Source organism: Methanoculleus methanifontis, assembly GCF_030464365.1.
In the GTDB taxonomy this organism is placed as follows: domain Archaea; phylum Halobacteriota; class Methanomicrobia; order Methanomicrobiales; family Methanoculleaceae; genus Methanoculleus; species Methanoculleus methanifontis.
The window spans coordinates 1-22,521 of sequence record NZ_VCYI01000002.1 but is presented as its reverse complement, the minus strand read 5'-3'; the positions used below and the strand labels follow the sequence as shown (position 1 = coordinate 22,521).

At 63.3% G+C, this 22,521-nt stretch carries 21 protein-coding genes; 14 read left to right on the top strand and 7 right to left on the bottom strand.

The window, feature by feature from the left end; all coding sequences use genetic code 11:
- Positions 1-50: 50 nt before the first annotated feature.
- Positions 51-1,934 carry a PAS domain S-box protein gene (locus FGW20_RS01490; protein ID WP_301676345.1) on the bottom strand — a complete coding sequence of 628 codons (1,884 nt, stop codon included), beginning with the start codon at positions 1,932-1,934 and terminating at the stop codon, positions 51-53.
- A 225-nt stretch (positions 1,935-2,159) separates the two neighbouring features.
- Between FGW20_RS01490 and FGW20_RS01485 the strand changes: the two genes are divergently transcribed.
- The gene (locus FGW20_RS01485; RefSeq protein WP_301676344.1) at positions 2,160-2,897 is read left to right on the top strand and encodes an SAM-dependent methyltransferase; all 738 of its coding nucleotides are present in this window, start codon (positions 2,160-2,162) and stop codon (positions 2,895-2,897) included.
- 353 nt (positions 2,898-3,250) lie between these two features.
- Here FGW20_RS01485 and larC2 read toward each other — a convergent pair whose 3' ends face one another.
- From larC2 to FGW20_RS01470, 3 genes are all read right to left on the bottom strand, one after another.
- On the bottom strand, positions 3,251-4,513 hold the full coding sequence (gene larC2, locus FGW20_RS01480; RefSeq protein ID WP_301676343.1) for a nickel pincer cofactor biosynthesis protein LarC2: 1,263 nt from the start codon (positions 4,511-4,513) through the stop codon (positions 3,251-3,253).
- Between the two features lie 17 nt (positions 4,514-4,530).
- A complete protein-coding gene (locus tag FGW20_RS01475) occupies positions 4,531-6,375 on the bottom strand; it encodes a hypothetical protein (RefSeq protein WP_301676342.1) in 1,845 nt (614 codons plus the stop codon).
- Positions 6,376-6,598: 223 nt separating this feature from the next.
- Positions 6,599-7,090: a DUF367 family protein gene (locus FGW20_RS01470; protein ID WP_301676341.1), complete on the bottom strand. Its 492-nt coding sequence runs from the start codon at positions 7,088-7,090 to the stop codon at positions 6,599-6,601.
- A 35-nt stretch (positions 7,091-7,125) separates the two neighbouring features.
- Here FGW20_RS01470 and FGW20_RS01465 point away from each other — a divergent pair, with 35 nt between their 5' ends.
- From FGW20_RS01465 to FGW20_RS01440, 6 genes are all read left to right on the top strand, one after another.
- On the top strand, positions 7,126-7,965 hold the full coding sequence (locus tag FGW20_RS01465; protein ID WP_301676340.1) for a nucleoside 2-deoxyribosyltransferase: 840 nt from the start codon (positions 7,126-7,128) through the stop codon (positions 7,963-7,965).
- 577 nt (positions 7,966-8,542) lie between these two features.
- Positions 8,543-10,234 (top strand): PAS domain S-box protein, encoded by a 1,692-nt coding sequence (locus FGW20_RS01460; protein ID WP_301676339.1) that lies wholly within the window; start codon positions 8,543-8,545, stop codon positions 10,232-10,234.
- A 110-nt stretch (positions 10,235-10,344) separates the two neighbouring features.
- Positions 10,345-10,920, top strand: a complete 576-nt coding sequence (locus tag FGW20_RS01455) for a LemA family protein (protein ID WP_301676543.1) — start codon at positions 10,345-10,347, stop codon at positions 10,918-10,920.
- 6 nt (positions 10,921-10,926) lie between these two features.
- On the top strand, positions 10,927-12,753 hold the full coding sequence (locus FGW20_RS01450) for a DUF2207 domain-containing protein (protein ID WP_301676338.1): 1,827 nt from the start codon (positions 10,927-10,929) through the stop codon (positions 12,751-12,753).
- Between the two features lie 121 nt (positions 12,754-12,874).
- Positions 12,875-14,050, top strand: coding sequence for a putative hemolysin (locus FGW20_RS01445; protein WP_301676337.1), 1,176 nt, complete (start codon positions 12,875-12,877; stop codon positions 14,048-14,050).
- 399 nt (positions 14,051-14,449) lie between these two features.
- Positions 14,450-14,767: a HEAT repeat domain-containing protein gene (locus FGW20_RS01440; protein ID WP_301676336.1), complete on the top strand. Its 318-nt coding sequence runs from the start codon at positions 14,450-14,452 to the stop codon at positions 14,765-14,767.
- A gap of 7 nt (positions 14,768-14,774) precedes the next feature.
- Here FGW20_RS01440 and FGW20_RS01435 read toward each other — a convergent pair whose 3' ends face one another.
- The gene (locus FGW20_RS01435; protein ID WP_301676335.1) at positions 14,775-15,800 is read right to left on the bottom strand and encodes a DUF3821 domain-containing protein; all 1,026 of its coding nucleotides are present in this window, start codon (positions 15,798-15,800) and stop codon (positions 14,775-14,777) included.
- Between the two features lie 202 nt (positions 15,801-16,002).
- Here FGW20_RS01435 and FGW20_RS01430 point away from each other — a divergent pair, with 202 nt between their 5' ends.
- The 4 genes from FGW20_RS01430 to FGW20_RS01415 all read left to right on the top strand — a co-directional run bounded on the left by FGW20_RS01430 (position 16,003) and on the right by FGW20_RS01415 (position 19,846).
- On the top strand, positions 16,003-17,511 hold the full coding sequence (locus FGW20_RS01430; RefSeq protein WP_301676334.1) for an SLC13 family permease: 1,509 nt from the start codon (positions 16,003-16,005) through the stop codon (positions 17,509-17,511).
- A gap of 42 nt (positions 17,512-17,553) precedes the next feature.
- The gene (gene ftsA / locus FGW20_RS01425) at positions 17,554-18,909 is read left to right on the top strand and encodes a coenzyme F390 synthetase (RefSeq protein ID WP_301676333.1); all 1,356 of its coding nucleotides are present in this window, start codon (positions 17,554-17,556) and stop codon (positions 18,907-18,909) included.
- 70 nt (positions 18,910-18,979) lie between these two features.
- On the top strand, positions 18,980-19,138 hold the full coding sequence (locus tag FGW20_RS01420) for a hypothetical protein (protein WP_301676332.1): 159 nt from the start codon (positions 18,980-18,982) through the stop codon (positions 19,136-19,138).
- Positions 19,139-19,201: 63 nt separating this feature from the next.
- Positions 19,202-19,846 carry a PIN domain-containing protein gene (locus FGW20_RS01415; protein WP_048112966.1) on the top strand — a complete coding sequence of 215 codons (645 nt, stop codon included), beginning with the start codon at positions 19,202-19,204 and terminating at the stop codon, positions 19,844-19,846.
- Positions 19,847-19,978: 132 nt separating this feature from the next.
- On the opposite strand, the gene FGW20_RS01410 is transcribed toward FGW20_RS01415, so the two are convergent.
- Complete coding sequence (locus tag FGW20_RS01410; RefSeq protein WP_301676331.1) at positions 19,979-20,521, bottom strand: hypothetical protein; 543 nt, start codon at positions 20,519-20,521, stop codon at positions 19,979-19,981.
- Positions 20,522-20,757: 236 nt separating this feature from the next.
- Between FGW20_RS01410 and FGW20_RS01405 the strand changes: the two genes are divergently transcribed.
- The 3 genes from FGW20_RS01405 to FGW20_RS01395 all read left to right on the top strand — a co-directional run bounded on the left by FGW20_RS01405 (position 20,758) and on the right by FGW20_RS01395 (position 22,097).
- Complete coding sequence (locus FGW20_RS01405; RefSeq protein WP_301676330.1) at positions 20,758-21,045, top strand: glutaredoxin family protein; 288 nt, start codon at positions 20,758-20,760, stop codon at positions 21,043-21,045.
- Positions 21,046-21,064: 19 nt separating this feature from the next.
- Positions 21,065-21,538: a ferredoxin-thioredoxin reductase catalytic domain-containing protein gene (locus tag FGW20_RS01400; RefSeq protein ID WP_301676329.1), complete on the top strand. Its 474-nt coding sequence runs from the start codon at positions 21,065-21,067 to the stop codon at positions 21,536-21,538.
- A gap of 343 nt (positions 21,539-21,881) precedes the next feature.
- Positions 21,882-22,097 carry a hypothetical protein gene (locus tag FGW20_RS01395; protein ID WP_301676328.1) on the top strand — a complete coding sequence of 72 codons (216 nt, stop codon included), beginning with the start codon at positions 21,882-21,884 and terminating at the stop codon, positions 22,095-22,097.
- Between the two features lies 1 nt (position 22,098).
- Here FGW20_RS01395 and FGW20_RS01390 read toward each other — a convergent pair whose 3' ends face one another.
- Positions 22,099-22,464 (bottom strand): hypothetical protein, encoded by a 366-nt coding sequence (locus FGW20_RS01390; protein WP_301676327.1) that lies wholly within the window; start codon positions 22,462-22,464, stop codon positions 22,099-22,101.
- Between the last annotated feature and the right edge of the window lie 57 nt (positions 22,465-22,521).

Below are 22,521 nucleotides of genomic sequence, written 5' to 3'. Positions count from 1 at the left end.
TCGGGCTCCGTTCCTCCGGAACGTCGCCATCGAAAACGCTTCGCGTTTTCTCAAGCTCCGTTCCTCCGGAACGTCGCTGCCGCCATCATCCCGATCACCCTGCCGTCTTCGACCACGATCGGTGTCCCGAGGAGATCCGCCCGGAACTTCTCCCCGCCGTTCCGGAGGGCGGCGAGCTCACCGTGCCAGGAACCGCCGTCAATGACTGCCTGGATGATCCCCTGGATCTCGTCCGGCCGTTCCCAGAACCGGGAGAAGTGCAACCCCTGCACTCCCGTTGCAGTCGGGTATCCCCAGAGGGTCAGGAAGGCGGCGTTCGCGTAGGTCACCACCCCGTCCAGGTCGAGGAGGGCGACCGCCCGCCGGGTGGAGGCTATCGCCCGGTCCTTGATGAGGAGTTCCTGCTCCCGTTGCCGCAGGTCGGCGATGTCCGCGACGAGGAGACGGTACGCCCGGGCCTCTTCGGTGATGTCCTCGCAGGTGACGTACTCCGTCCCGTCGCAGAAGGTGACGGGGCGGAAGAGAACCGTCTTCTTCGACCCGTCCCGGGCCCGGACCGTGAACGTCCGGGGCCTGACCTGGCCCGGGACCGACCGTTCAAGGTCCGACCGCCAGGCCCTGATGGCTTCCTGCCGGGTCTCTTCTTCCGGGAAGATCAGCCGGATCCACGCCGCGACCGTGGGCGCATCGTCCGTTTCGTGGCCGAAGATCTCGATGAACCGCCGGTTGGCATAGATGAACCGCCCGTCCCGGTCGATGAGCGCGACCCCGAAGGGGGACGAATCGACCATCCCCCGGAACCGGGCCTCGCTTCTCTTGAACCGCTCGGCGGTCTCGCGCCGGGCAAGCGCGATGGATGCCTGCCGGAGGAACGACTCAATTGTCTCCCGGTTCTCAACATCCCTCCCGGGAGAAAGGAAGATACCCGCAATGCCGTAGAGGCGGTCCCGCCAGACCAGTCCCGTGAGGCAGATCTTCTCGATGTCGAACCGTTCGAGGATTGCCTCGCAGACCTCTTTTGCGATCCCCCTGAAGCAGAGATCGTAGAACGACCACGATGACGGCTCGGGGCGGAGGACGAACACCTGGAGGCCACGCATTGAGAGGGGAGTCTGGTGATAGGGGGCGTCGAAGATCCGGGCGATCGGGAGTTCCAGGCCGACGGGGTCCCGTCCCAGGAGTTCCGTGAGCCCTTCCCGGAATCCCTCGCCCGCGACTGCCCGGACGAAGAAATGCCGGTCGGCCTCATCGTAGGAGAAGAAGTAAGCAAATGCTCCCGGCGCGAGTTCCGTAAGCCCGTCGACGATGTACTGGCAGATGTCCTCCACCGGCTGGAGATCGACGAGGTCGATCGCCGTCCGGGCGAGGAATGATACGTTTCTGATATACTGCTTCCGCTCGGTGATGTCCTCGAGCACGATCGTGCAACCCTTCCCTCCGTCCTCGAACGTTGTCGGGATAGCCTGCATCTGGTAGAAGAACTCGCTGCCGTCGTCCCGCCGGTGGGAGATATCGGTGATCACCTGCTCCCGCTCAAGCCCTTCGATGACGGCAAGGGCCTCAGGAGAGGAGACGATAGGGAGACCGGCGTCCTGGATGTTTTGGCCCACGATATCCTCTTTTGGGCACCCAAATCGCGCAAGACACTGATCGTTGGCCTGAACGATCGTGAGGTCGGCGTCGAGGACCAGGATCAGGTTCTTCGTGAAACAGAGAAACGCCGAGAGAGGTATGCGTTGTGCGATGGAATAGACCTTGGCGTTGCCGACGAGCCGCGCCTCGACATGGCCTTCCGCCTGCAACACCTCAAGGTGTTTCGAGACCGAGTTCCGGTTTGCTCCGAGGGCCTTCGCGATCTCGGTGATCGTCATGCCCTTCGGCCGGAACCTGAGGGCCCGCAGGACCCTTCCCGGGATGTCCCGTTCCGGCTGCATGCCACACCCAGGCGGAACACTTCCTCATTATATAAAACGTCTCTCCCTCTGCGGGGGTGCACCCCCCCTGTGGAGCGCCCCGCACCTCCGTGGAAGGAACCGGCAGTTACGATCGCCTGGATGCCGCCCGCCGGGCCGCCGGTCATGGAAAGCAGGGGCGGTGGGACACGGGTTATATGGGCGAAAAACACATCATATAGCAGGCCGGTAACCCGGGGGGCCGTTATGGAACAGAATGAACTCGTCAGCATAACACAGGGAACGCTCGCGATTATGAATCCCACCTCGGCCGAAAAAGTGCTCGTTGCCGGGCGGGCGGCGGGGCTCAAGGAAGGTTCCCGCGTCGTGGAGGTCGGGTGTGGAAACGGCACGATCCTCGCTCTCTGGGGGCGGGAGTACGGGATATCCGGCCTCGGGATCGAGACCCGCGAGGACGCCTGCAGCCGGGCCGAAGAGGCGTTCCAGGCCACGGGGCTCGGCGGCCGGCTTTCCGTCCGGTGCATGGACGCCCGTAGTTATGTCCCCGCCGAGCCGTTCGACTGCGCCGCGGCGATCGGTGCGTCCCACATCCAGGGCGGGTTTGCGGCGACCATCGACACCCTCCTCGACCTCGTTCACGACGAGGGGACCATCGTTATCGGTGACCGTTACTGGCAATCCGACCGCACCCCGCCGGAGTTCGCCCGGGAATGGCCCGAGATCCCGACCGAGTATGAGATCCTCGGTGCCGCCCGGGAGGCCGGGCTCGACGTCGCCGCCGTCGTCCGGTCGGGCGCGGACGACTGGGACCGTTACGAGTCGGGGATCTGGCAGTCGGTCCTCTCCTGGCTTGGCAGCCATCCCGATCACCCTGAGCGCGATTTCATGATCGACTACCTCCACCGCCTCCAGGACGAGTACTTCGGCTACGGCCGCGAGCACATGGGCTGGGCGATCTACGTTCTGGTTCCCGGCTTCTGGTGAGCCGCCTGGAAAAGAGGATGGTTTCGGTTACTCCCCGCATACACGGCCATGGCGCGCCTCTTCTGGTGTAAGCCGCCCGTCTGACGGCAAAAAACGACTGTCTTCTCATTACGCCGCCATTTTCTCGTTTTTTCAATTCAGGAGCCGTGACGCAATAATCCTGCGGGGGGAAATACCCGGCCTCTCGAATGTTGTTTGGCAAATTGAGGCAAAAACGGGGGTTGATCGGTGATACGAAATAGAATTGTATAAATATCGTATGCATCATCTAATATCTTGGGGAACTATTACCCCGGTGACATGAGAGAACTGTAGACGCGAGTGGGGCACGTCCCGGTGGGATGTGCTCGCACTCACTCGTCGCGTGCGGGATTTACCGCGTTTGGGCGGTCGGGTGGGCATCCACCCCCTGCACCCTCTTGAGCGTCGGTGCGCGCTCTTTTCCACTCCGATATGCGTAACCTGACCTCCTCGTCCACGAACCGAAAGGAGATGCCCTGCTCCCGCGCTATCGCGGAGATGTCGTCGTATTCTGGTTTTTCTGCAATAAGATCCCCGTTCATAGTCGAGGTCTTCACCCGGACGGGGTACACCCTGCCGCCGAGACTGACCGGCACCGTCTCTTTCTTCCGGACGGCTACCACCTTCCGGAACTCGTGCACGCGCACCCCGAGCGTCCCGGTCTCTTCCATGAGGACCCGGACCAGGTGGTCTTCCGCTCCTGCCGCAACCATCACCGATACGACGTTGACCGGCCGGTTCTTCTTTCCGAGCGCCGGGGTGACGAAGACGTCCACCGCCCCCTCGGCAAAGAGGCGCTCGATCGTGTAGCCGATCACCTCCCCGGGAATGTCGTCGAGGTTCGTCTCGAGGATGACCATCCGGTCCTCGCCTGGGGGAAGGCTCTCCCCCTCCACCACCCGGAGCAGGTCGGGCCGTCCCGGAATCCCCCGGGTGCCGGTGCCGTAACCGACCCGGACGGGAACCATGGCCGGGTAGGGGTTCACGGCACGTTCCGCAAGGTTGGCGAGCAGGGCCGCTCCCGTCGGCGTGGTCAGCTCGACGTCGACGGGTGCGGAGGCGAACGGGAACCGGTGTCTGGCGAGGATATCGAGTGTTGCGGGCGCGGGCCCCGGGATCTCGCCGTAATCCGTCGGGGTTGCTCCGCCGCCGAGCACCGGGGGTGTCGCGACGATCGACCCCTCGAAGAACCCCGCCCGGTCGAGCAGCAGCATCGTCCCGATGACGTAAAAGATCGCCTCCACCGGCGTGATCGCGTGCTGCGAAGACCCGGCGGCGGCGAGGTCGCCGATGGCCGCAATCGCCCGGGAGCGTGCGGCATCCGTGAGCCCGGCCGCGCCCGCGGCTGCGGCAGCTGCCTCAAGAAGATCGCTTGCCCTCTCTTCCTCGATCTCGATCACGAGGCGGGTCGCCGCGATCCCGCCGGCATCCACGGCTTTTGCCTCGTAGGTGAACTCCCGGCAGAGATCGAGGTGGCGGATCGCATCCGCAAGCGGATCGAGTGCGCGGGACTCACCGGTGAGGTCGATGAGGGATGCGAGGAGCATATCCCCTGCAATCCCCGCGCATGCCGGGTCGATGACGAGGACTCTCATACCCGCCGCCGGGTTCCTCACTCCACTCCCTCGAGCGGCGTGCTGAGGCCTGCATAGACCGTCTGCGCGAGTTCCGCGACCTTCTCCGCCGCCTCCCGGCCACCCGAGATGGCGTTCGTCAGGTGTGCGCCCTTTGCAGCTTTTTTCGCCGCTTCGGAAGGCTCGGTCCCGAGGGCGGCCGCAACCGCGGCCGGTACGACCATGTTGATGATGGTCTGCCCGATATACTGCATCTCCTGGGTGAGGACGGCGCCGACGAAGATGGCGGTGCCCATATTGGGGTCGTCTCGCCCCTTCCCCTCGAGCGCGTACTCCGGGATCACCCGGGCGGTGAGGTTCTCGATATGGTAGTCCTTCCCGTCGATGGTGATGTCGTAGGAGACCTTCGGGTCGAACCCCCAATACTTCGCGGTGAACGGGTCGGTCCTCCGTCCATGGGGCGCGATCTCCGTGAAGCGGAACGTGATCTCTTTTCCCGCGAACCCCGAGAGGGCCGCGGAGCCGCGGCGCTCGACGAGGGATCTCCGCTCGTCGTCGAGGGCGGCAGCCGCTTCTTCAAGCGACTTCCCCGCTTTGAGCACCTCGTAGACCTTCGCCGCCCGCCGGTAGATCGCCCGGTCCCGCACCGGCTCGCTCGCCCGGGTGCAGGCCTCCGTCACCGAACCCCGGTTCACGACCTCCGCCTTCCGGACGATGGTGTTCAGGCCGCAGAGGGCGAGCTCCGGGTCGATGAAGGACTGCATCTTGTAGTCCCGGATCGCCGTTGCGGTTGCCTCGACGTCGCCGCCGTTTGCAAGCAGCAGCCGGAGCGCCGGCAGGATGTCGCCGGCGAGGTGGCCGAGCGGGACGTTCGCCGGCCCGCCGGAGAACCCGGCCCCGATGACGGCGGACTCCTGGAACCCGGCGAAGAGTTCGTTCGTGACCATGGACCCGATCACCGACGGCCCGCCGACGTCTTTTAAGATCAGCCCGAAGTCGCCGACGATCCGGGCGGTGTCGTACTCCTCCCCGGTTCCCCGCATGTGGAGCTTCTCCGGGAGGTTCGCCGCCTCGACGGCCCCCTTCCCGGCGAGGTAGGCGGAGTCGACCTCACCAAACTTTCCGAACTCCTCCCCGAGGAGGGCGTCCGGGTGGACGAGTTCCATCGTCACCGCCGCCGCGATCAGGGCCGGCCAGAGGGGGTAGGGGGTCGTCCCGGCACCCTCCATGCTCCGCATCATCGCCTCGGTCCCGACCTTCGCGGCGTTTCTCGCGAGTTCCGGGATGTTGTAGTCCTCGCCGAGTGAGGCATGGCCCATGACGCCGCCGCCGGCGACGAACGGCGGCAGGACCGCGCCGTCGAGCCGGGTCAGTTTCTTCTCCATCAGGGCCTCGTAGATCGCGAGGTAGGCGGGGAACGCCGGGACGCGGTGGGTAAACTTGTTCGTCGTCAGGGCGATGGCGCTCGTCCGGTCGCCGCCGGCGTGCATCCGGGCGATGGCGCCGAGCTTCCGGTTCCCGAGCGGCACGCCGGCGCGGGCGCAGCTCCCCGAGAAGTAGGCGAGTGTCGCGACGATCAGGGCCGCGTTCGCCGGCTCCGCCCCACCGCGCTTCGCTTCATCCACCGCCTTCCCGATGATCGAGTCAAGCGGCAGGTGGGGGGCCGAGGCGTCGACCACCGTCATGTTCATAAGATGCATCTCAGGGGCGCCGATGTTGCAAAAAATGTCCTCCGCGAGCGAGTTCGCCGCGGCGAACGCGGGGATGACGAGCGCCCCGTGCCCGCGGGTCGCCGCCTCCAGCTTGTCGACGGTCATGTAGTCGGGCTTGAACGTCACGGCGTGGGCCGCCGCGAGGAGCACCCTCTCTCGTTCGGTATCCATGATCCGGTAACCTCCGATCCTTGAACGTCAACAGAAGGCTCCAGACATAAAAACGTGTCGCGCGGGGAAGGGCCGGCGGTTCCGGTTACCATCCATACGCCACGAATTCACGCGAAACCGCGAAGAACGCGAAGGGGTTCGTCAACAACCACACGGACTTCGCGTCTTCGCGTCTTCGCGTGAGACTCTGTCGCTCGGTATCCCCCGGCCGACCCGGAGTGCATCACATATACAGCGCCTGGAGAGCGACGACCTCGGCGCTGTCCTTTGCCTGCGAGTAGTCCTCGAGGGGGTCGGCGTTGACCTCGAGGAACCGGAGCCCCCACCCGAATGGGGCAAGGATGTCATGTGCCTGCTCTTTCTCGCCGATGATGTAGAGCGTCGCGGCAAGCGCCTCCACCGAGGTGAGCCGGAACGGGCGGCCGAAGTTCACCGGGTTTGCGGCCACGAGGAAGGGGAGCGCCCGGCGGTTGCGCCAGGAGGCGACGGCCCCGGTATCGAGCACCTCCCAGGAGCAGTCGAGCGCCGTTATCGAGGGGAGGTTCTGGTCGGCAGGAGAGACCGCTTGCTCCGCCGTCGGGTCGAGGAGGAGGGTCTGACGGGGGATCTTTGCGATGCTTGTTGCGATCCGGAGAAGCCCGCGCCGGGCGAGTTTCTTCACCGTGCATTTCCGGGGATCGCAGGTGTCGTCCCGGTAGGCGTAGAGCGGTATCATCTGTCTTGTTATGGTACGCCGTCGAGGTACTATCAATGTACGTGCTCGTCGCTCCCTGCATCCAGAATCCTGCGTGCCGCGCCCGCGGGATAACGACCGATGAGGACATTCGCTGTTTCAACCGCGTCATAGAGCGCTGCCGGCGCTTCTCGATCGAGATGGTTCCACTCCCCTGCCCGGAGACGATCTCCCTCGGCGCCGACCGGGAACCGGGGTCATTCCTCGATAGGTTCGCGACCGATGAGTTCGCCGCGCTCCTCGACCGGCTCGAGGCGGAGGTCCGTGCCGTGATACGGGAGCGCGGAGAGCCGCCGCTCGCCATCGTCGGGGTGGACTCCTCCCCGACCTGTGGGGTGAACGCCACCTACTACTCGTCGGAGAAACAGCCCGGGCGAGGGGCGTTTCTCGCCCGGTTCCTGGATATCCCGGCGATCGACGTGAAAGAGTTCGCCCGCTACCGGGTCTACCTCGCGGCCCCGCTCTTCTCGGAGGCTGAGGTGGCCTACAACCTCGCACTCCAGGAACTCCTCGAAGCGCACCTCTTCGACGTCTACCTCCCCCAGGAGGTGGGGGACACCAGCCACACCCGGTGCCGGGAGGAGCACCAGGCCATCTTTGCGCAGCACACCGCGGCGCTCCAGGACGTCGACACCGTCGTCGCCGTCATCGACGGCGCAGACGCCGATTCAGGGACATCCTGGGAGATGGGGTACGCGTATGCTCTCGGCAAACGGGTCGTCGCGCTCCGCACCGACTTCCGGATCGCCGGCCACCACGAACTCGTCAACCTGATGCTCGAAGAGTCCGCGGCCGTGGTCACGGCAAAAGAGGATCTCCCCCGGGCGCTCGGGTCGCTTCTCTCGGCGCCATCCTGACGCCGTCCGCCTCTTTTCCATGAAAGAGCGTCTCTCTCCGTCTCGGGTGGAGGTTACGCTGTTTCTCCCGGTGATCTCGGCATGCCTGCTCGCGTAACGAGTTTTCGTTCTGCTGAGGGTGGATATCGCTCTCTGTTTTCAGTTACCTTGCAGAGAGAGCAAAAAATGTAAATGGTATTGTAGGGTGTGTGATAACCATGCGGTGTCTGCGGCGCGTCCCGGAGCGGTTGTGCCGCCCGCCCCGGTGCCGCATTCCACCGTGCCGGTATGAGTGTTTAGAGAGGTGTGCCTGTGCGCACCGGGTATCCCGGTGCATCGTGACGTTGATGCAATCAGCGTGGTGAATGTTGTGTTCACCGGTCCCAGCCGTTCTTGCGCCGGTCCGGGCCGCCGTGCCTGTGCGGTCCGGGTTGTCAGAGAGATTCCCCGTCTCTCGACTCTGGGGATCATGAGTTGATCTGATTGCTATATATTGTTTTCGCTCATTGCCTTGCATTGTGGGGTGGCGTTGTGCGTAGCCACACAGCATGCAACACTGCAAAACCCTATATCTCCCGGCGCGAAACACTGTTCGCACATGGATTCCACTACCGACGCCCTCTCTCTCCTGCTGCGAGCCTTGAAAGAGCGCCCTCGCGGCATGTCGGTCTCCGATCTTGCCGCCGCCGTCGGGATCAATCGGAACACCGTCTCCCGGTACCTCGACGTCCTCCTGGTATCGGGTCAGGTGGAGATGGAGACCTATGGGAAGGCCAAGGTCTTCTACCTCTCGCAGAGGGTTCCCATCGCCGCCATGCTCAACTTCTCATCAGATCTCGTGCTGGTGCTTGACCGGGACCGTCGGTTCGTCCAGGCAAACGACGCCGTTTGCTCGTTTGCAGGGAGGGAACGAGACGATATCATCGGGAGCAGCATCGAGACGTCGCCGCTCGCTGCATTCGACCACCCGCTGATACGGAGCCGGATCACCGAAGCCCTGGACGGCCGCGAGGTCACTGAAGAACTCCGGTTCCTGCGACACGATGAGGAACTCTTCTTCCGGATCAAGTTCCTTCCCACCGTCTTCAACGACGGGGCGCCGGGCGTCACCATCATCCTTGAGGACATCACCGAGAGCCGGCGGGCGGAAGAGGCCCTGCGCGAGAGCGAGCTCCTCTTTCGGAGCCTCGTCGAGAACATCAGCGACCTGATCCTGAACGTCGACGAAGGCTGCACATTCATGTATGTCAGCCCCAAAAGCCGGGAGATCCTCGGCTACGCACCCGAAGAGATGCTCCGAAAGACCCCCTGCGACTTCATGACCCCGGAGAAGGCGGAACCGGTTCGGGAGCAGTTTGCCGCGCTCCTCGCCGAACCGAGACCGCGAGTCCTCTTTGAATGGACGATGCTCCACCGGGATGGGAGCCCTGTCGTTCTCGAGGTGAGCGCAACACCGATCTACGACGTGATCGGCGACTTCACCGGCTACCGGATGGTCTGCCGCGACGTCACCGAACGGGCGCGCGCTGCAAAGCGGGTGGCCCAGTGGAAGTCGTTCCTCTACTCGGTGGTCAATAACATCCCGAGCATGGTCTTTGTCCGGGAAGTGGAGGGGAACACGTTCATCTTCTCGAATCAGGCCGCAGAGACGTTTCTGGGGATGACTCGGGATGAGATGGCGGGAAAACGGGCAGCGGAGATCTTCCCGCCGGAGATGGCGACGTTCTTCGCCGACGGCGACCGGGAACTTGTGGAGCGGTCGGCTGCCCTTGAAAAGGAGATCCGGACTCCGGGCGGGCGGACGCTCTCCGCGAAGAAGATCCCGATCTTCAACTCACGGGGCATGCTGAAGTACATGCTCGGGATCGCCGAGGACGTCACCGATCGCGCCGCCGCGGAGGTTCTCCTGATCACCGAGCTTGACCGGGCGCAGGGATACCTGGAGGCGGCAGGCGTGATGATCGCGGTGATCGGGGCGGACGGCACAATCGACCTTGTCAACCGGAAGGCGAGCGAGGTCCTGGGATACTCCGAAGAAGATCTCGCTGGAAAGAACTGGTTTGCGACGGTCGTCCCGGAACGCCTGCGGAAGCGGCTCGCGCAGAACTTCAACCGTCTCGTGGCCGCCGGTGCCGAACCTCCGCCGTTCGAGGAGAGCCCGGTCGTCACCCGTGACGGGCGAGAGCAGCCGATCCTCTGGCGCAACGCCCTTCTGCGGGACGCGGACGGCAACGTCGTGGCGATGGTGAGTTCCGGCGAAGAGATCGGACAGCAGCCGGGTTTTCCGTGAAAAGCGGTCATCGTGCGGAACCACCAATCTCTTCCGTACCGGTGTTTTTCCCGCTCCCCCGCGCGGATTTAAGGGTCACCCCTTAAATACGCCGCGGGGCACATAGAGTACTGGTGACAACGTTGGACATCATCTCCATTGTCCTTATCGTCGTCGTGGTGCTGGTCGTCATCGGCGTCGCGGCGGCAGCAATCGGCATATACAATCGGTTCTTCTCCCTCAAAAACTCCGCCGAAGCAACGGTTGGGCAGGTGAAGGTCGCGATGAAGAAGCGGCTGGACATGATCGAGCAGCTCCTCGGCGCGGTGAAGAGCTACGCGGCCTTCGAGAAGGAGACCCTGACCGGGGTGACCGAGATGCGAGCACGTATCGGCAGCGCCGGCCCGGGTGACCTGAACGAACTCGAGCGCGAGTCCCGGTCGGTTCTCGGGCGGCTGCTCGCCGTCGCGGAGAACTATCCCGACCTCAAGACCTCCCAGACGGTGCAGAACCTGATGGGTGCGGTCAAGGGTGTCGAGGACGAGATTGCCCGGCATCGCTACACCTACAACAACATCGCCCAGCAGTACAACACCATGACCGACACGGTTCCCTCGAACCTGATTGCCGGCGTCATGGGTTTTCAGAAACTCGAGTACCTGGAGTTCGGCGAGGAGATCGAGCAGGTCCCGACGATAGCGTTCTGATGAACCATGCGGATAACTGAGCGGCAGCAGATACTCACCCTCCTCGCCGTCACCCTGGTTATCGGGGTGCTGGCGGTCGTTGGAGCGAATGCGCTCCCTGCTCTCTTCCGGGGGGACCTGGACGTCGAGCAGTATGACGCAGTCTTTTACCAGAACGGAACCCTCATCGAGCGCTACACCTATGACGTCCGCGCTGCAGGCGAGTACCGGATGCTCTTTCGCTACTGGGACGCACCGCTCACCTTCTCCGCAACCGATCGGCCGCATATCGAGTTTGTCGGGATGACCGCCCCGCCCGGAACCGTCGGCTACGTCAAAGACGACCGGGGTGAGGTGCGTCCGACCGCAGGGAGCGCGACCCCGTCCGATATCGCGACGATCCGGAGTCTTTCGTTCGATAACGAGGTGGGCCTTTTCAACCCCGGCTACTTCGCCCCGGGCACCTATACGGTGGAGTACCGCTACATCGTCCGGCCGCCGATTGAGTACGACGAGGAGTGGGCGCACCTGAACTTGAAACTCGTGGACGAGCACGTTCCCTTCCGCAATCTCCGGGTCACGTTGCCGTTCGCCGGGCAGATCGAGGAGGTCTACACGCATCCCCCGACCCTTGAGGTCGAGCGGACGGCGGAGTCCGTCGTCGTCACGGGGGCCGCCCCGCAGGACGATGCGCTGAATATCGAGATGATCCTCGACCCCGTGTTCACGGAAGGGATCGACGGGTTCCCCGAATACGTCCCCGACGTGCGGCAGCAGGCGGCCGACGCCAACCGCTGGCCACCGATACTCTATGCGGCGGCAAGCATCCTCCACGCCCTTGCGACCGTCCTCGTCCTCGCGATACCGTTCGTTCTTCTCGGTGTCTACCTCCGCTACGGCAGGGAGAAGCGGTTTACCGTGCCGGAGTACCTGAGTTTCACGCCGAACACCGCGCTCAAACCCTGGCAGGTGAACCTCCTCTTCAAGGGTGACGCGCTTGAGTTCGACGAGAACGGGTTTTATGCGACGCTCCTCGATCTTCACCGCCAGAAGAAGATCGTGGTGGCCGAAAAGCCGGACGGCGAAGGTGTCACGGTTCAGATCGTCTCGGGGGAGTCGACCGATCCCTACGAGCAGCGGGTGCTCAACTTCCTCTCCAATATCGCCGAGGATCACGTCGTGGATACCGCCGAACTCGAGGAGTTCGCCAAGACCGCCCGGCGGAGCCCCGGTTACCAGCGCCGGATCGTGCAGTACCAGCAGTCATTTGCCGGCCTGACCCGGGACGTGGACACCTCGCTCGCCCACCGGTATATCAAGGACGGGCGGACGATGATCCTCCCGCTCGTCTTCCTCGGCGCCATCCCGTGCGGGCTTGCCATCCTTGCGTTCATCTTCACGCCGGGTGCTGCCTATCTCCTGATCCCCGCAGGCATCCTCTCCTTCATCGCCGCGGTCCAGGTCGGGATCGCGGCCCTCTTCCCCTCGACGCTGTTTGGGTTCTGGAAGGGCGACCATTACAAGGAGAAACTCGAGTGGAACGCGTTTGCCTACTTCCTCTCGGACCTCGCGCTGATCCGGCAGTACTCTCCCGCCGACCTCTCGATGTGGGGGGAGTGGCTGGTCTACGGGACGGCGCTCGGTTTCGGCGATAAGGTTGAGGAGGCGATGAAGAACCTGCAGATCAACCTCCCGGACGTCGGGGTGCCGCTCTACTCGAGCATGCCGGTGATCTTTGCCCCGATCGTCCTCTACTCCCCGCCGTCGAGCGGCGGCGGCAGCGGCGGATTCGGTGGCGGCGGGTCGTTCGGCGGTGGCGGCGGTTTTGGGGGCGGCGGCGTCGGGGGGCGCTGACGCTCTTCTTCGATCCTTTTTTCACCCGATACATGGCCCACCAGCCGAATAAGTCCGAATTCCTTCGTAGTTAAAGAAACCTACTTACCCCCGACGGGGTAATGTATTTCTGTTGAAGCCTATGACGGGATCCTATCCGAACTACCTGGTTATCTTCCTCGTTCTCTTCGGGGCTGTCATCGCCTGCGGGTGCATGGCTGCCGGAGAAGAGGACGAGCCGACCGATCGCGTCTCCGGGAACGGCACGGTCACCTACGTCGACCTCGAAGGCGGGTTCTACGGCATCGTCACCGATGACGGCGAACGCTACCTCCCCGCCGACCTCCCGGCGGAGTACCGGCAGGACGGTCTCCGCGTCGCGTTCGTCGTCGATATCATGAACGAGACGGCGACGATCCAGCAGTGGGGGACGCCGGTCGAGGTTGTCGAGATCGCGGCGAACGACACCCGCCGGACGGTCGCGGCGAACGCTACGGTCACCTACATCGATCTCGAGGGCGGGTTCTACGGCCTCGTCACCGAAGACGGCAGGAACTACCTCCCCGCCGACCTCCCGGCGGAGTACCGGCAGGACGGCCTTTCAGTGCAGTTCAGCGCCGACGTGCAGGACAATGCAGCGGGGATCCATATGTGGGGAACCCCGGTCGAGATCCGGTCGATCGAACTGATTGAAGGCGTCCTGCTCGTCTCCGGGAACGCCACGATCACCTACATCGACCTCGAGGGCGGATTCTACGGCCTCGTCGGCGACGACGGCAACTACCTCCCGCTCGACCTGAACGAGTCCTGGCAGGACGACGGCACGAACGTGACGTTCGTTGCCCGTGTGCTGGAGAACACCATGACCATTCAGCAGTGGGGCACCCCCGTTGAGATCATCGCCATCGATGGGGCAGGGAACGCGACCTACGTTGCGAAGACCGGGACGGTCACCTATGTCGACCTCGAGGGCGGTTTCTACGGTATCGTCGGCGACGACGGGGAGCGCTACCTCCCGCTCGATCTTGACGAGCGCTACCAGGTCGACGGGATGCGGCTCACCTTCGCCGGTGAAGTCTCCCGCGACACCATGACCATCCAGCAGTGGGGCACTCCGGTTGAGATCTTCGCCGTCCCGTGGGTCTGTGAGCAGTGCGGCACAGGTGCCGGCATCGCTAACCCGGCAGCAGCCTGGTGCATCGAGCAGGGCCACACCTACGAGATCCGGAAGAACGCCGACGGCAGCGAGTACGGCGTCTGCATCTTTGCAAACGGAACCGTTGTCGACGCATGGGACTACTACCGGCAGACCCACTGACCATTCTTTTTTGAGCCCTGTTGAAATGCTTTCCACAACCTCTGGATAACACTCGGTTTTCAATAGAGGTCGGGGCATGGCCTCACGCGAAGCCGCGAAGAACGCGAAAGAGGCCGTCAATACCTATCCAGACTTCGCGACTTCGCGGCTTCGCGTGAGTCGGTGAGGTATGGATGATCTGGAGGTAATTCATTCTCTGGGTGAAGGATTTCAACAAAGCCCTTTTTTGGAGAACGTAAGCGTCGCGTGAACCTCGGTACAAAACGAGCGCCTTTTTTCCCTCTCGCGCCGATACAAGACCATGAACGTAACGGTCAGTGAGCGGGAGGGTACGGCAGTCGTATCGGTTGACGGCAGAACTGCGGGCGACAGAAAGGAGGAAGAGGGGAGGGCGCCTCTATGAGAGTGGATCCCGAAGCCCTGGTCCGGACTCTCCGCGACGGAGAGACTGCCGACCGGATGGTAGCGGCGTCGGACCTCGCTGCTCTCGGCCGGGACGCTCTCCCGCCGCTTCTCTCTGCGCTCGATGATCCCGATCCCCGGCTCAGGATGTGGGCGGCCTATACCCTCGGGATGATCGGGGATGCCGAAGCGGTTCCGGCACTCATGGAGGCGCTCGAGGATGCCGATCCGGGCGTCGTAAAATGGGCGGCTGCCGCCCTCCGCGGCATCAGGGACGCGGCCGGCGGGTGCGGGTGCGGCTGCCGGTTCTGCTGATCGTTCCTTACCGCCGCCTTCCGGTGAGCGTGACAGCGAAGCCAACCGCTGCTACGGCCAGGGCGGCCGGAAGCGGCGCTGCGGTCGGTGTCGGGGTTGCCGGCTCCGTCGTCGCGGTTGTGACCGGTGTTACCGTCTCCGTTGCCGTCGGCTCGGTCGTGGGCGGAGTTGTCGGGACCGCGGTCGTCGGTGTCGGGGTTTCCGTCGGCGTGGCCGTTACGGTCGGTGTCGGTGTCGGTGTCGGCGTCGGCGTCGTATCCACCCCGACGCGGTTTGCTACCGTGAACGTCACCGGCTCGGAGTCGGAGGCGTAGGCGTCGAACCCCGCCGGTGTTCTCCACACAGCCCGGACGGAGTAGGTTCCCGGCGCACCAAGGTCGCCGATGCGGACTGCGCCCGGCCTGCCCGAGTCGTCGGTGTAGAACCGGGTCGAACTGACGTTTAGCCCCGCAAAGTTGAGGCCCCCGATGTTGGTAGTCTCCGCACCGCCCGGCGTGGTGAGCACAAGGTCGATCGTCGCCGGGTAGACGTCGTCCACCTGGTAGAACGCCCCGACGTCAGGGGCGACTACCCGGAACGCGATCCGGGTGTTCGGTGAAACCGTAAGCCCGGCCAGAGGCTCGTTGTGGTGGGGGTTGGCGAGCACCACGTCGAGGAAGAGCTCCGGTTCGCGGATGAAAACGAGCGCTGTGTTGCCGTCCACGGGGTTGAAGGCGTAGTATGGCCCGTAGTTGTCGCGCACCAAGAACTCCTGCACGTCGAAGTTGGTATCGTCAGTGACCGGGATACTTCTCGTGACCCCACGGTCCGGGTTGTCGTCCTGGTATCGCCGCAGTTCCGTGACGGGTTCATCCGTGGTCACGTTGTGGAGTTGCGAGAGGTCGAGCCCCTCTTCATAGACAAAGATCGTGTCGTAGGGCTGGATGTCGCGGATCGTCGGTCCGCGGGCTCCGGCCTGCCCCACACAGAGGGCAACGATGCAGATGGCGAGGAGGATGACGAGGCCTCGCCTGCGGATCCACTCTGGTGCCATGGTATCCCGTATGCTGATTCTGCTGATATAAGTTGGTACGGTGGCGCGACGGCTCTTCTCCGCCGGGACCGGTTCGAGCTGCGTCCGGATCGGCCTGTCAAGAAAAAGAGGTTTTTTAATTGCCTGAATCTCCTTAAATTTCTTTAAATGCGGCAGAATTCGATTCCTTATACTTAAATAATTTCTTCTCCTATTTCTGATAATGAGCAGGGTCGCCTTTATCATCGCATCAGTCCTCGTCTTCTTCGTGGTTCTGGCGATTCCCGTTGATCCCACCATCCTTGCGCCTGAGGCCAAAGCCGTCGCGGCAGTGACCATCCTGATGGTCCTGTTCTGGGTCACGGGCGTCATCCCCCTTGAGGCGACCGCCCTGCTTCCACTGGTTCTCTTCCCGGTGCTTGGGGTTCTCTCACCGGTGGAAGTGGCGGAGTCATACGGTAACGAGGTGATCTTCCTCTTCCTCGGGGGGTTCATCATCGCCATGTCGATGCAGCGGTGGGGTCTGCACCGTCGAATCGCGCTGCATATCATACGTCTCGTGGGAACGAGCCCGAAGCGCCTGGTGCTCGGGTTCATGGTCGCCACGGCGTTTCTCTCGATGTGGATCTCGAACACGGCAACAGCGATGATGATGATCCCGATCGCGGTCGCGATCATCCTGACGATCATTCCCGGGACCGACAAAGCCCTTGAGAATCTCGACAGGAAAGAGCAGGCTCTCGCCCGGTGCCTCCTCCTCTCCATCCCCTACGCCGCGAGCATCGGGGGGATCGCCACGATCATCGGCACGCCCCCGAACGGGATCTTCATCTCCCAGCTCGCGACGATCTTTCCCGACGCGCCCACCATCGATTTCTTCACCTGGATGAAGTTCGGCGTCCCGTTCGCCGCCATATTCCTCATCCTTGCCTGGCTCTGGCTGATCGAGGTTCCCTACCGGCAGATGGGATCGAGCCTCCCAAGCGCCCGGGAGATCATCCGCGAGGAGCTCGAGAAACTCGGTTCGATCTCCACCGGGGAGCGGTGGACGCTGATCGTCTTTACCCTGACCGCCCTCGCCTGGGTCTTTGCGCAGACGAAGGAGATCGGCGGGTTCATCGTCCCGGGTCTGGACATGATCTTCCCCGGGATCAAGGACTCCACCATCGCGATCTTTGGTGCTCTCCTCCTCTTCGTCCTCCCGGTCGACGCGAAGAAGGGCATCTTTACGATGGAGTGGGAGTGGGCGGTGAAGATCCCCTGGGGCATCCTCCTCCTCTTCGGCGGCGGTATCGCCCTCTCGAACGGGTTCCTCGCGAGCGGACTCGCCGCGGCGATCGTCGAGTCGCTCACGCTCATCCACGGGCTCCCGGTCATCCTCCTGATCCTCATCGTGGCGCTGGGGGTCTCGTTTGCCTCGGAGATCGCCTCGAACACGGCCATGGCCGCCGTCCTGATGCCGATCATGGCGGTCACTGCCGTCAGCATGGGCTTGAACCCGATCGTCCTGATGATGACCGCCGCGGTCTGCGCTTCGATGGCGTTCATGCTCCCGGTCGCCACCCCGCCGAACGCCGTCGCCTACGGGAGCGGCTACATCACTGCAAGAGATCTGCTCCGGTCCGGTTGGGCGCTCGACCTCATCGGCGTGGCGCTCTGGATGATCTGCCTCTACACGATCGTCCTCTGGGCGCTCGGGGTTCCCCTGGAGATTCCCGCCTGGGCGCTCTGATCCCCCGGCACCTATTTTATCCCCTGCGCCTATCCCGGCCGGATGACAGGCAACCGATATCATGACCCGGCGGTGGAGACGCTTGCAAGATCGGATCTCGATACGCTGATCGACGAGCGGATCCGCCTGACCATCCGGTATGCGAGGGAGCACTCGCCCTTCTACCGCCGGTGGTTCGAGCGGCACAACATCCGCCCGGAGGCTATCCGGGAGCACGAGGATCTCCGTGATCTGCCCATCATCTCCGGGGCGACGATCCGGCGGTACCAGCCCCCGCACGAAGAGGAGTTCTGCTTCAAGAGCGTCCCCTGGGAGGCGGTCTTCACAGTCAACGAGACCTCAGGGACGAGCGGTATCCCGAAGAGTTTCTTCCTCACCTGGGAGGACTGGGAGCGGTATGCGGAGAAGTACGCCCGGCTCTTCATATCGCAGGGGTTCGAGGCCGGCGACCGGGTGGTGGTCTGCGCCTCCTACGGGATGAACGTCGGCGCGAACACCATGACCCTCGCCGCCCGGGACATCGGGATGGCGATCGTCCCGGAGGGGAAGTGCACCTTCCCGGTCAGGGTGATGGAACAGTACCGCCCGACGGCGTTGATCGGGAGCGTCTTCAAGCTTCTGCGGCTCGCCCGCAGGATGGAGGCGGAAGGGCACCCGCCACAGGACGCGGGCGTGAAACGCCTCGTTGTCGGGGGCGAGAGTTTCGCCCCGGAATCGAGGCGTTACCTGGAGGAGGTCTGGGGGTGCCCGGTCTACAACTCCTACGGGAGCACCGAGGGGACGATGTGCGGCGAGTGCATCCGCCAGGCAGGGCTGCACGTCCCCGAGGATCTGGTTCACTTCGACCTCTACGACCCCGGGATGAACCGGTTCGTCCATGACGGCGAAACCGGGCGGCTGGTCTATACGACGCTCCTTGCGCCGGGAAAGAGGGCGGGGACGCTCCTCATCAACTACGATACGGAGGATACCTGCTCGGTCGTCTCCCGGGAGCGGTGCGGGTGCGGCCGGACGCACATGCGGATCGCCTCCCCCCGGCGGGAGGCGGAGACGATCCGGATCGGGGATATCGCGCTCAACCGCGTGGACGTGGAGGCGGCGGTCTTTGCGCCCGAGAACATGGCCTACCTGAACGGGGAGTACGAGGCGTTCGTCTACGGTGGCGACGAGGCGGGGGAGACCGTCCTCCGGGTGAGCATGGAGTGTCTCGATCCCGCCCGCGTTGATCCGGCGGCGGTTGAGGAGACGTTCCTTGCCGCCCTCCTGCGGTCGGTTCCGGCCCTTTCGGGGGCATACGAGGACGGATCGCTGCAGATCCTCTGCAGCGTCACGCCGCCGGGCGGGCTCGAGCTCCACCGGGCGCCCGGCCGGCCGAAGCGGATCGTCGACCGGCGGTGAGGTGTGCGGGAAGTACGGAAGGACTCTGTTGCGGCAGGAGGTTGAAGTAGCGAAACGAATAATAAGGTAGGTGAGAGAGAACCATGTGAGAGCGATGGCCAAGAAAAGGATCTACAACCCCGTTACAGGGAAGTACTATGAGTTAAGGCAAAGGTCGTCTGTTAACGGGGAGGCAGGGCAGATCAAGGGCTTGTGGAACTCCAAGAGGAAGGCTGGAAAACGAGTCTGAGGAGGAATCACAATCGTCCAACGCATCTGGTGCATCGATACGAATATCCTTGCCCCCTGGGTAATGCACAACAGTGGTGTTTTAACTCTTTTTTGCGATCGATACGGGTTATCTGAAGAGTTCAAAGAGGTCTATCTGGCCAGATATTCGCAGTCGATATCGTTTATCGATGAGGTCATCTCACAACAGCATAAAAAACCTCTTTGTGACTTTTATATATCGTATCTCGCCCTAAACGAGCTTTTTTCTGCCATAAGAGATGAACTACGGACGATAATCCTTTTCAAAAACGGCCTGCCTATCTCCCGCTGGCGTGACGGGAGAAATTTCCCTGAGATTCCTGATGAATGTACGGAAGCTATCTATGCAAAGATCCAGAGTACGTTCGATGTATTGTTTGAAAATGGCGCAATCGTGCCACTTTCAGATGAGCCTGGAGAGAACGGAGATAACTTCTCCGAGATATTCGCGTGGCTGATCTTCAGCAGTAAGGGGATTGAAACCCAGGATGCAATTCTGTTAACAACTGCCATCCTTGTCCGGGCAGAGTGTTTTGTCACCAAAGATGACAAACTGCGCAGAGAAGTTAGAGATACTCTTAAACAGAGGTATAATATCGAGTTGCTTCAGCCGGGATCTGCGTTGAGCAGATTAAGAAGCATGAGGAAAAGAGGAAGCTTCTATACAAAGCACCTCTCCTACCGCTAACCATAGGCCTGCGGTTTTGGGTGCAAAGACACGCCAGGGCTTTAACCCGCGACAGTCATGGTGACCCGGGCTCGCGCAAGGCGCGAAGAGAAGGAAGTCGTTAGGCGTAACGGTAAAAATGGCTGCGTTCCCCTACCGCCGCCGCACCAGGTAGCCCGCCAGCCCTGCCACGAGGGCAGCCGCCGCCGGGAGAGCGGGTCCTGCCGCGGTCGGCGTGGGGGTCGTCGTCACCGTCGTCGTCGACGGCGTGGTGGCGGCCGGGGTCACCGTCGGTGTCGGGGTCACCGCCGCCGCCTCGACGACGGTGAAGGTGGTGCTTGCGGTGGCGTCGCCCTCGACCCATTCCACGGTCACGCTGTACTCCCCGGGCTCAAACCCGGTCGTGTCCACGTCAAACGACCAGGAGTTCGCGGTGTCGTCCCCCTCCTCCACGACGGCCGTCCCCGACGTCCCTCCCTGCACCGAGGCGTTCCCCGGGCCGAACCCGATCGGCGTCACCGCAACGAGCAGGCGGTTGCCGGGGGCGAGGTTCGTCGTCCCGCCGATGGTGACCGTCTCGTTGGCGGCGACGGTCCCGATCTCGCCGATGCCCGTCTGCTGTGCGGCGGCCGTACCACAGATGCATGCCGCGAGCACGAGCGCGGCCGCGATTCCGGAAAATCTTCTGAGACTCATGCCTCCTTTCACCTCACTCCCTTCTTCCTGCACGGCAGGATAAGAAGTTACCCGGGCCCGGCCGTCTGGCCGGGCATTCCTCTTTACGGGAAAACCCCGTCTGTTCTCTCTCCCCTGCGGCGCCGGCCTGTTCCTTCTCCTCAAGCCTGCTTCCTCCTGACCCTCCCCGCTCCGGGGCAAGCTACTTACCTTCGGCTCCCTTAGCGGGGTGAGACGGAGGAAGGTTTTTGGTAGAGATGCAGCACGTGCCTGGCGTCGACCGCGGCAGGGTAATGCTCTACGCCCTGAGCACCTGCGGCTGGTGTGCCCGCACAAAGGAACTTCTCACCGACCTCGGCGTCGGGTTCTCGTACGTCTACGTGGATCTGCTCGCGGGGGAGGAGCGCGATCGCGTGGTCCGGGAGGTCGAACGCTGGAACCCTCAGGTCTCGTTTCCGACGGTCGTCATCGATGAGACGAAGGTGATCGTGGGGTTCCGGGAGGAAGAGATCCGGGAGGCGATCGGTGCCCAACACAGTGAGTGACCGTGAGGTGGACCGGCTCATGCGCGACCTCGAAACTGAGGCGGAGGCCGGCGGGTACCACCTCAACCCTGACCGGGAGTTCACCCGCGGTCTCGTCAGGGGCCTGCTCGCGAACCGGGAACGCTACGGTTACATCTCCTGCCCCTGCAGGCTCGCCTCGGGAGACCGGGAGGACGATCTCGACATGATCTGCCCCTGCGACTACCGCGACCCCGATCTCGCCGATTACGGGGCCTGCTACTGCGCGCTCTACGTCACCGCCGATGTGGAGAGCGGGAAGCGTGCCGCTGCCCCCGTCCCGGAGCGGCGGCCGCCCCCTGCGGAGCGCAACCGGCAGAAAGAGGAGCGCGCCACGGCAGGCCGCGCACCGGGAACCCTGAACTACCCGGTCTGGCGGTGCCGGGTCTGCGGCTACCTCTGCGCCCGGAACGAGCCGCCCGAGACCTGCCCCATCTGCCGGGTCTCCCGCGACCGGTTCGAGCGGTTTATGTGAGCCGGACGAGGCAGGCGTAGAACGCGGGTACCGCGCTCCCGGATGACCGGGGCCGGAGCGCGACCCCGATACCCGCGCCGCCGCTCCCTGTCCGAAATACCGCCCATCTCGCAATGGTCGAATGTCCCGGTGCGGAGAGATGATGCTTTTTGGATTTTCTGCCGTGCAAAGCCCGCGCGACGGCGCGCCGTGCGGTGAAAACCGATCTTGTGCATTCTTTTCATTCCCTCCCGGTAACCTCGCCCGACCGGAGGCAAAGATGAGGCGCGTTATACTGGAAAAACCCTCATATGGCTGCTGGATGATCCAGAGGAGTCATATACCGGGCAGGCGATTATCCTGTATGCCGAGCGTGCGGATCAACGACGGAGACCTCCCTTCTGGTTCCGGCGTGGAGGGGGGGCGGAAGAAGAAGCCCGACGAGACCCCGGCCCCCGCCCGCCGGGAGCCTGAACAGGAGACTGCGAAGAAGGAAGAAAGCCGCGGGAAGTCCCGGCGGGGACAGCCCCTCTTCGGGGATACCGGCGACGCCGATATCTTCTATACGGAGACTAAGTAGTTCATTTCAGGATCTGGATATCCCCGGAGGAGGCTACCACCACCTCTCGTTTCCCGCGATACGTCTGAACAACCCCGTACAGCGTTACGTTCTCGTTTTCGTGCAGTTCGAGCCCGGCAACCACGTTCTCCGGCAGGAAGACCGTGGTGCCGTTGACGCTGAGGATCAGGTGTCCACCGGTCGAGGTCTCCGTGATCTCTTCAATACTTCCTTCGAGGAGAACCAGCGCCCCGTCCGGGACCTCCGGTGAGTACGGCTCCGTCACCAGCGGTCGGCCGACGGCGTTGAAGAGGATGTGCACCGCAAGCACGATCCCGATGACGCATACGAGGACGGCAAGTGCCGTTTTCTCCTGCCGTTCCAGCATGGTAAACCCTATCGACGTCCGGGCTAATAACTTCCGTCAGTTTGATATGTTAACAGC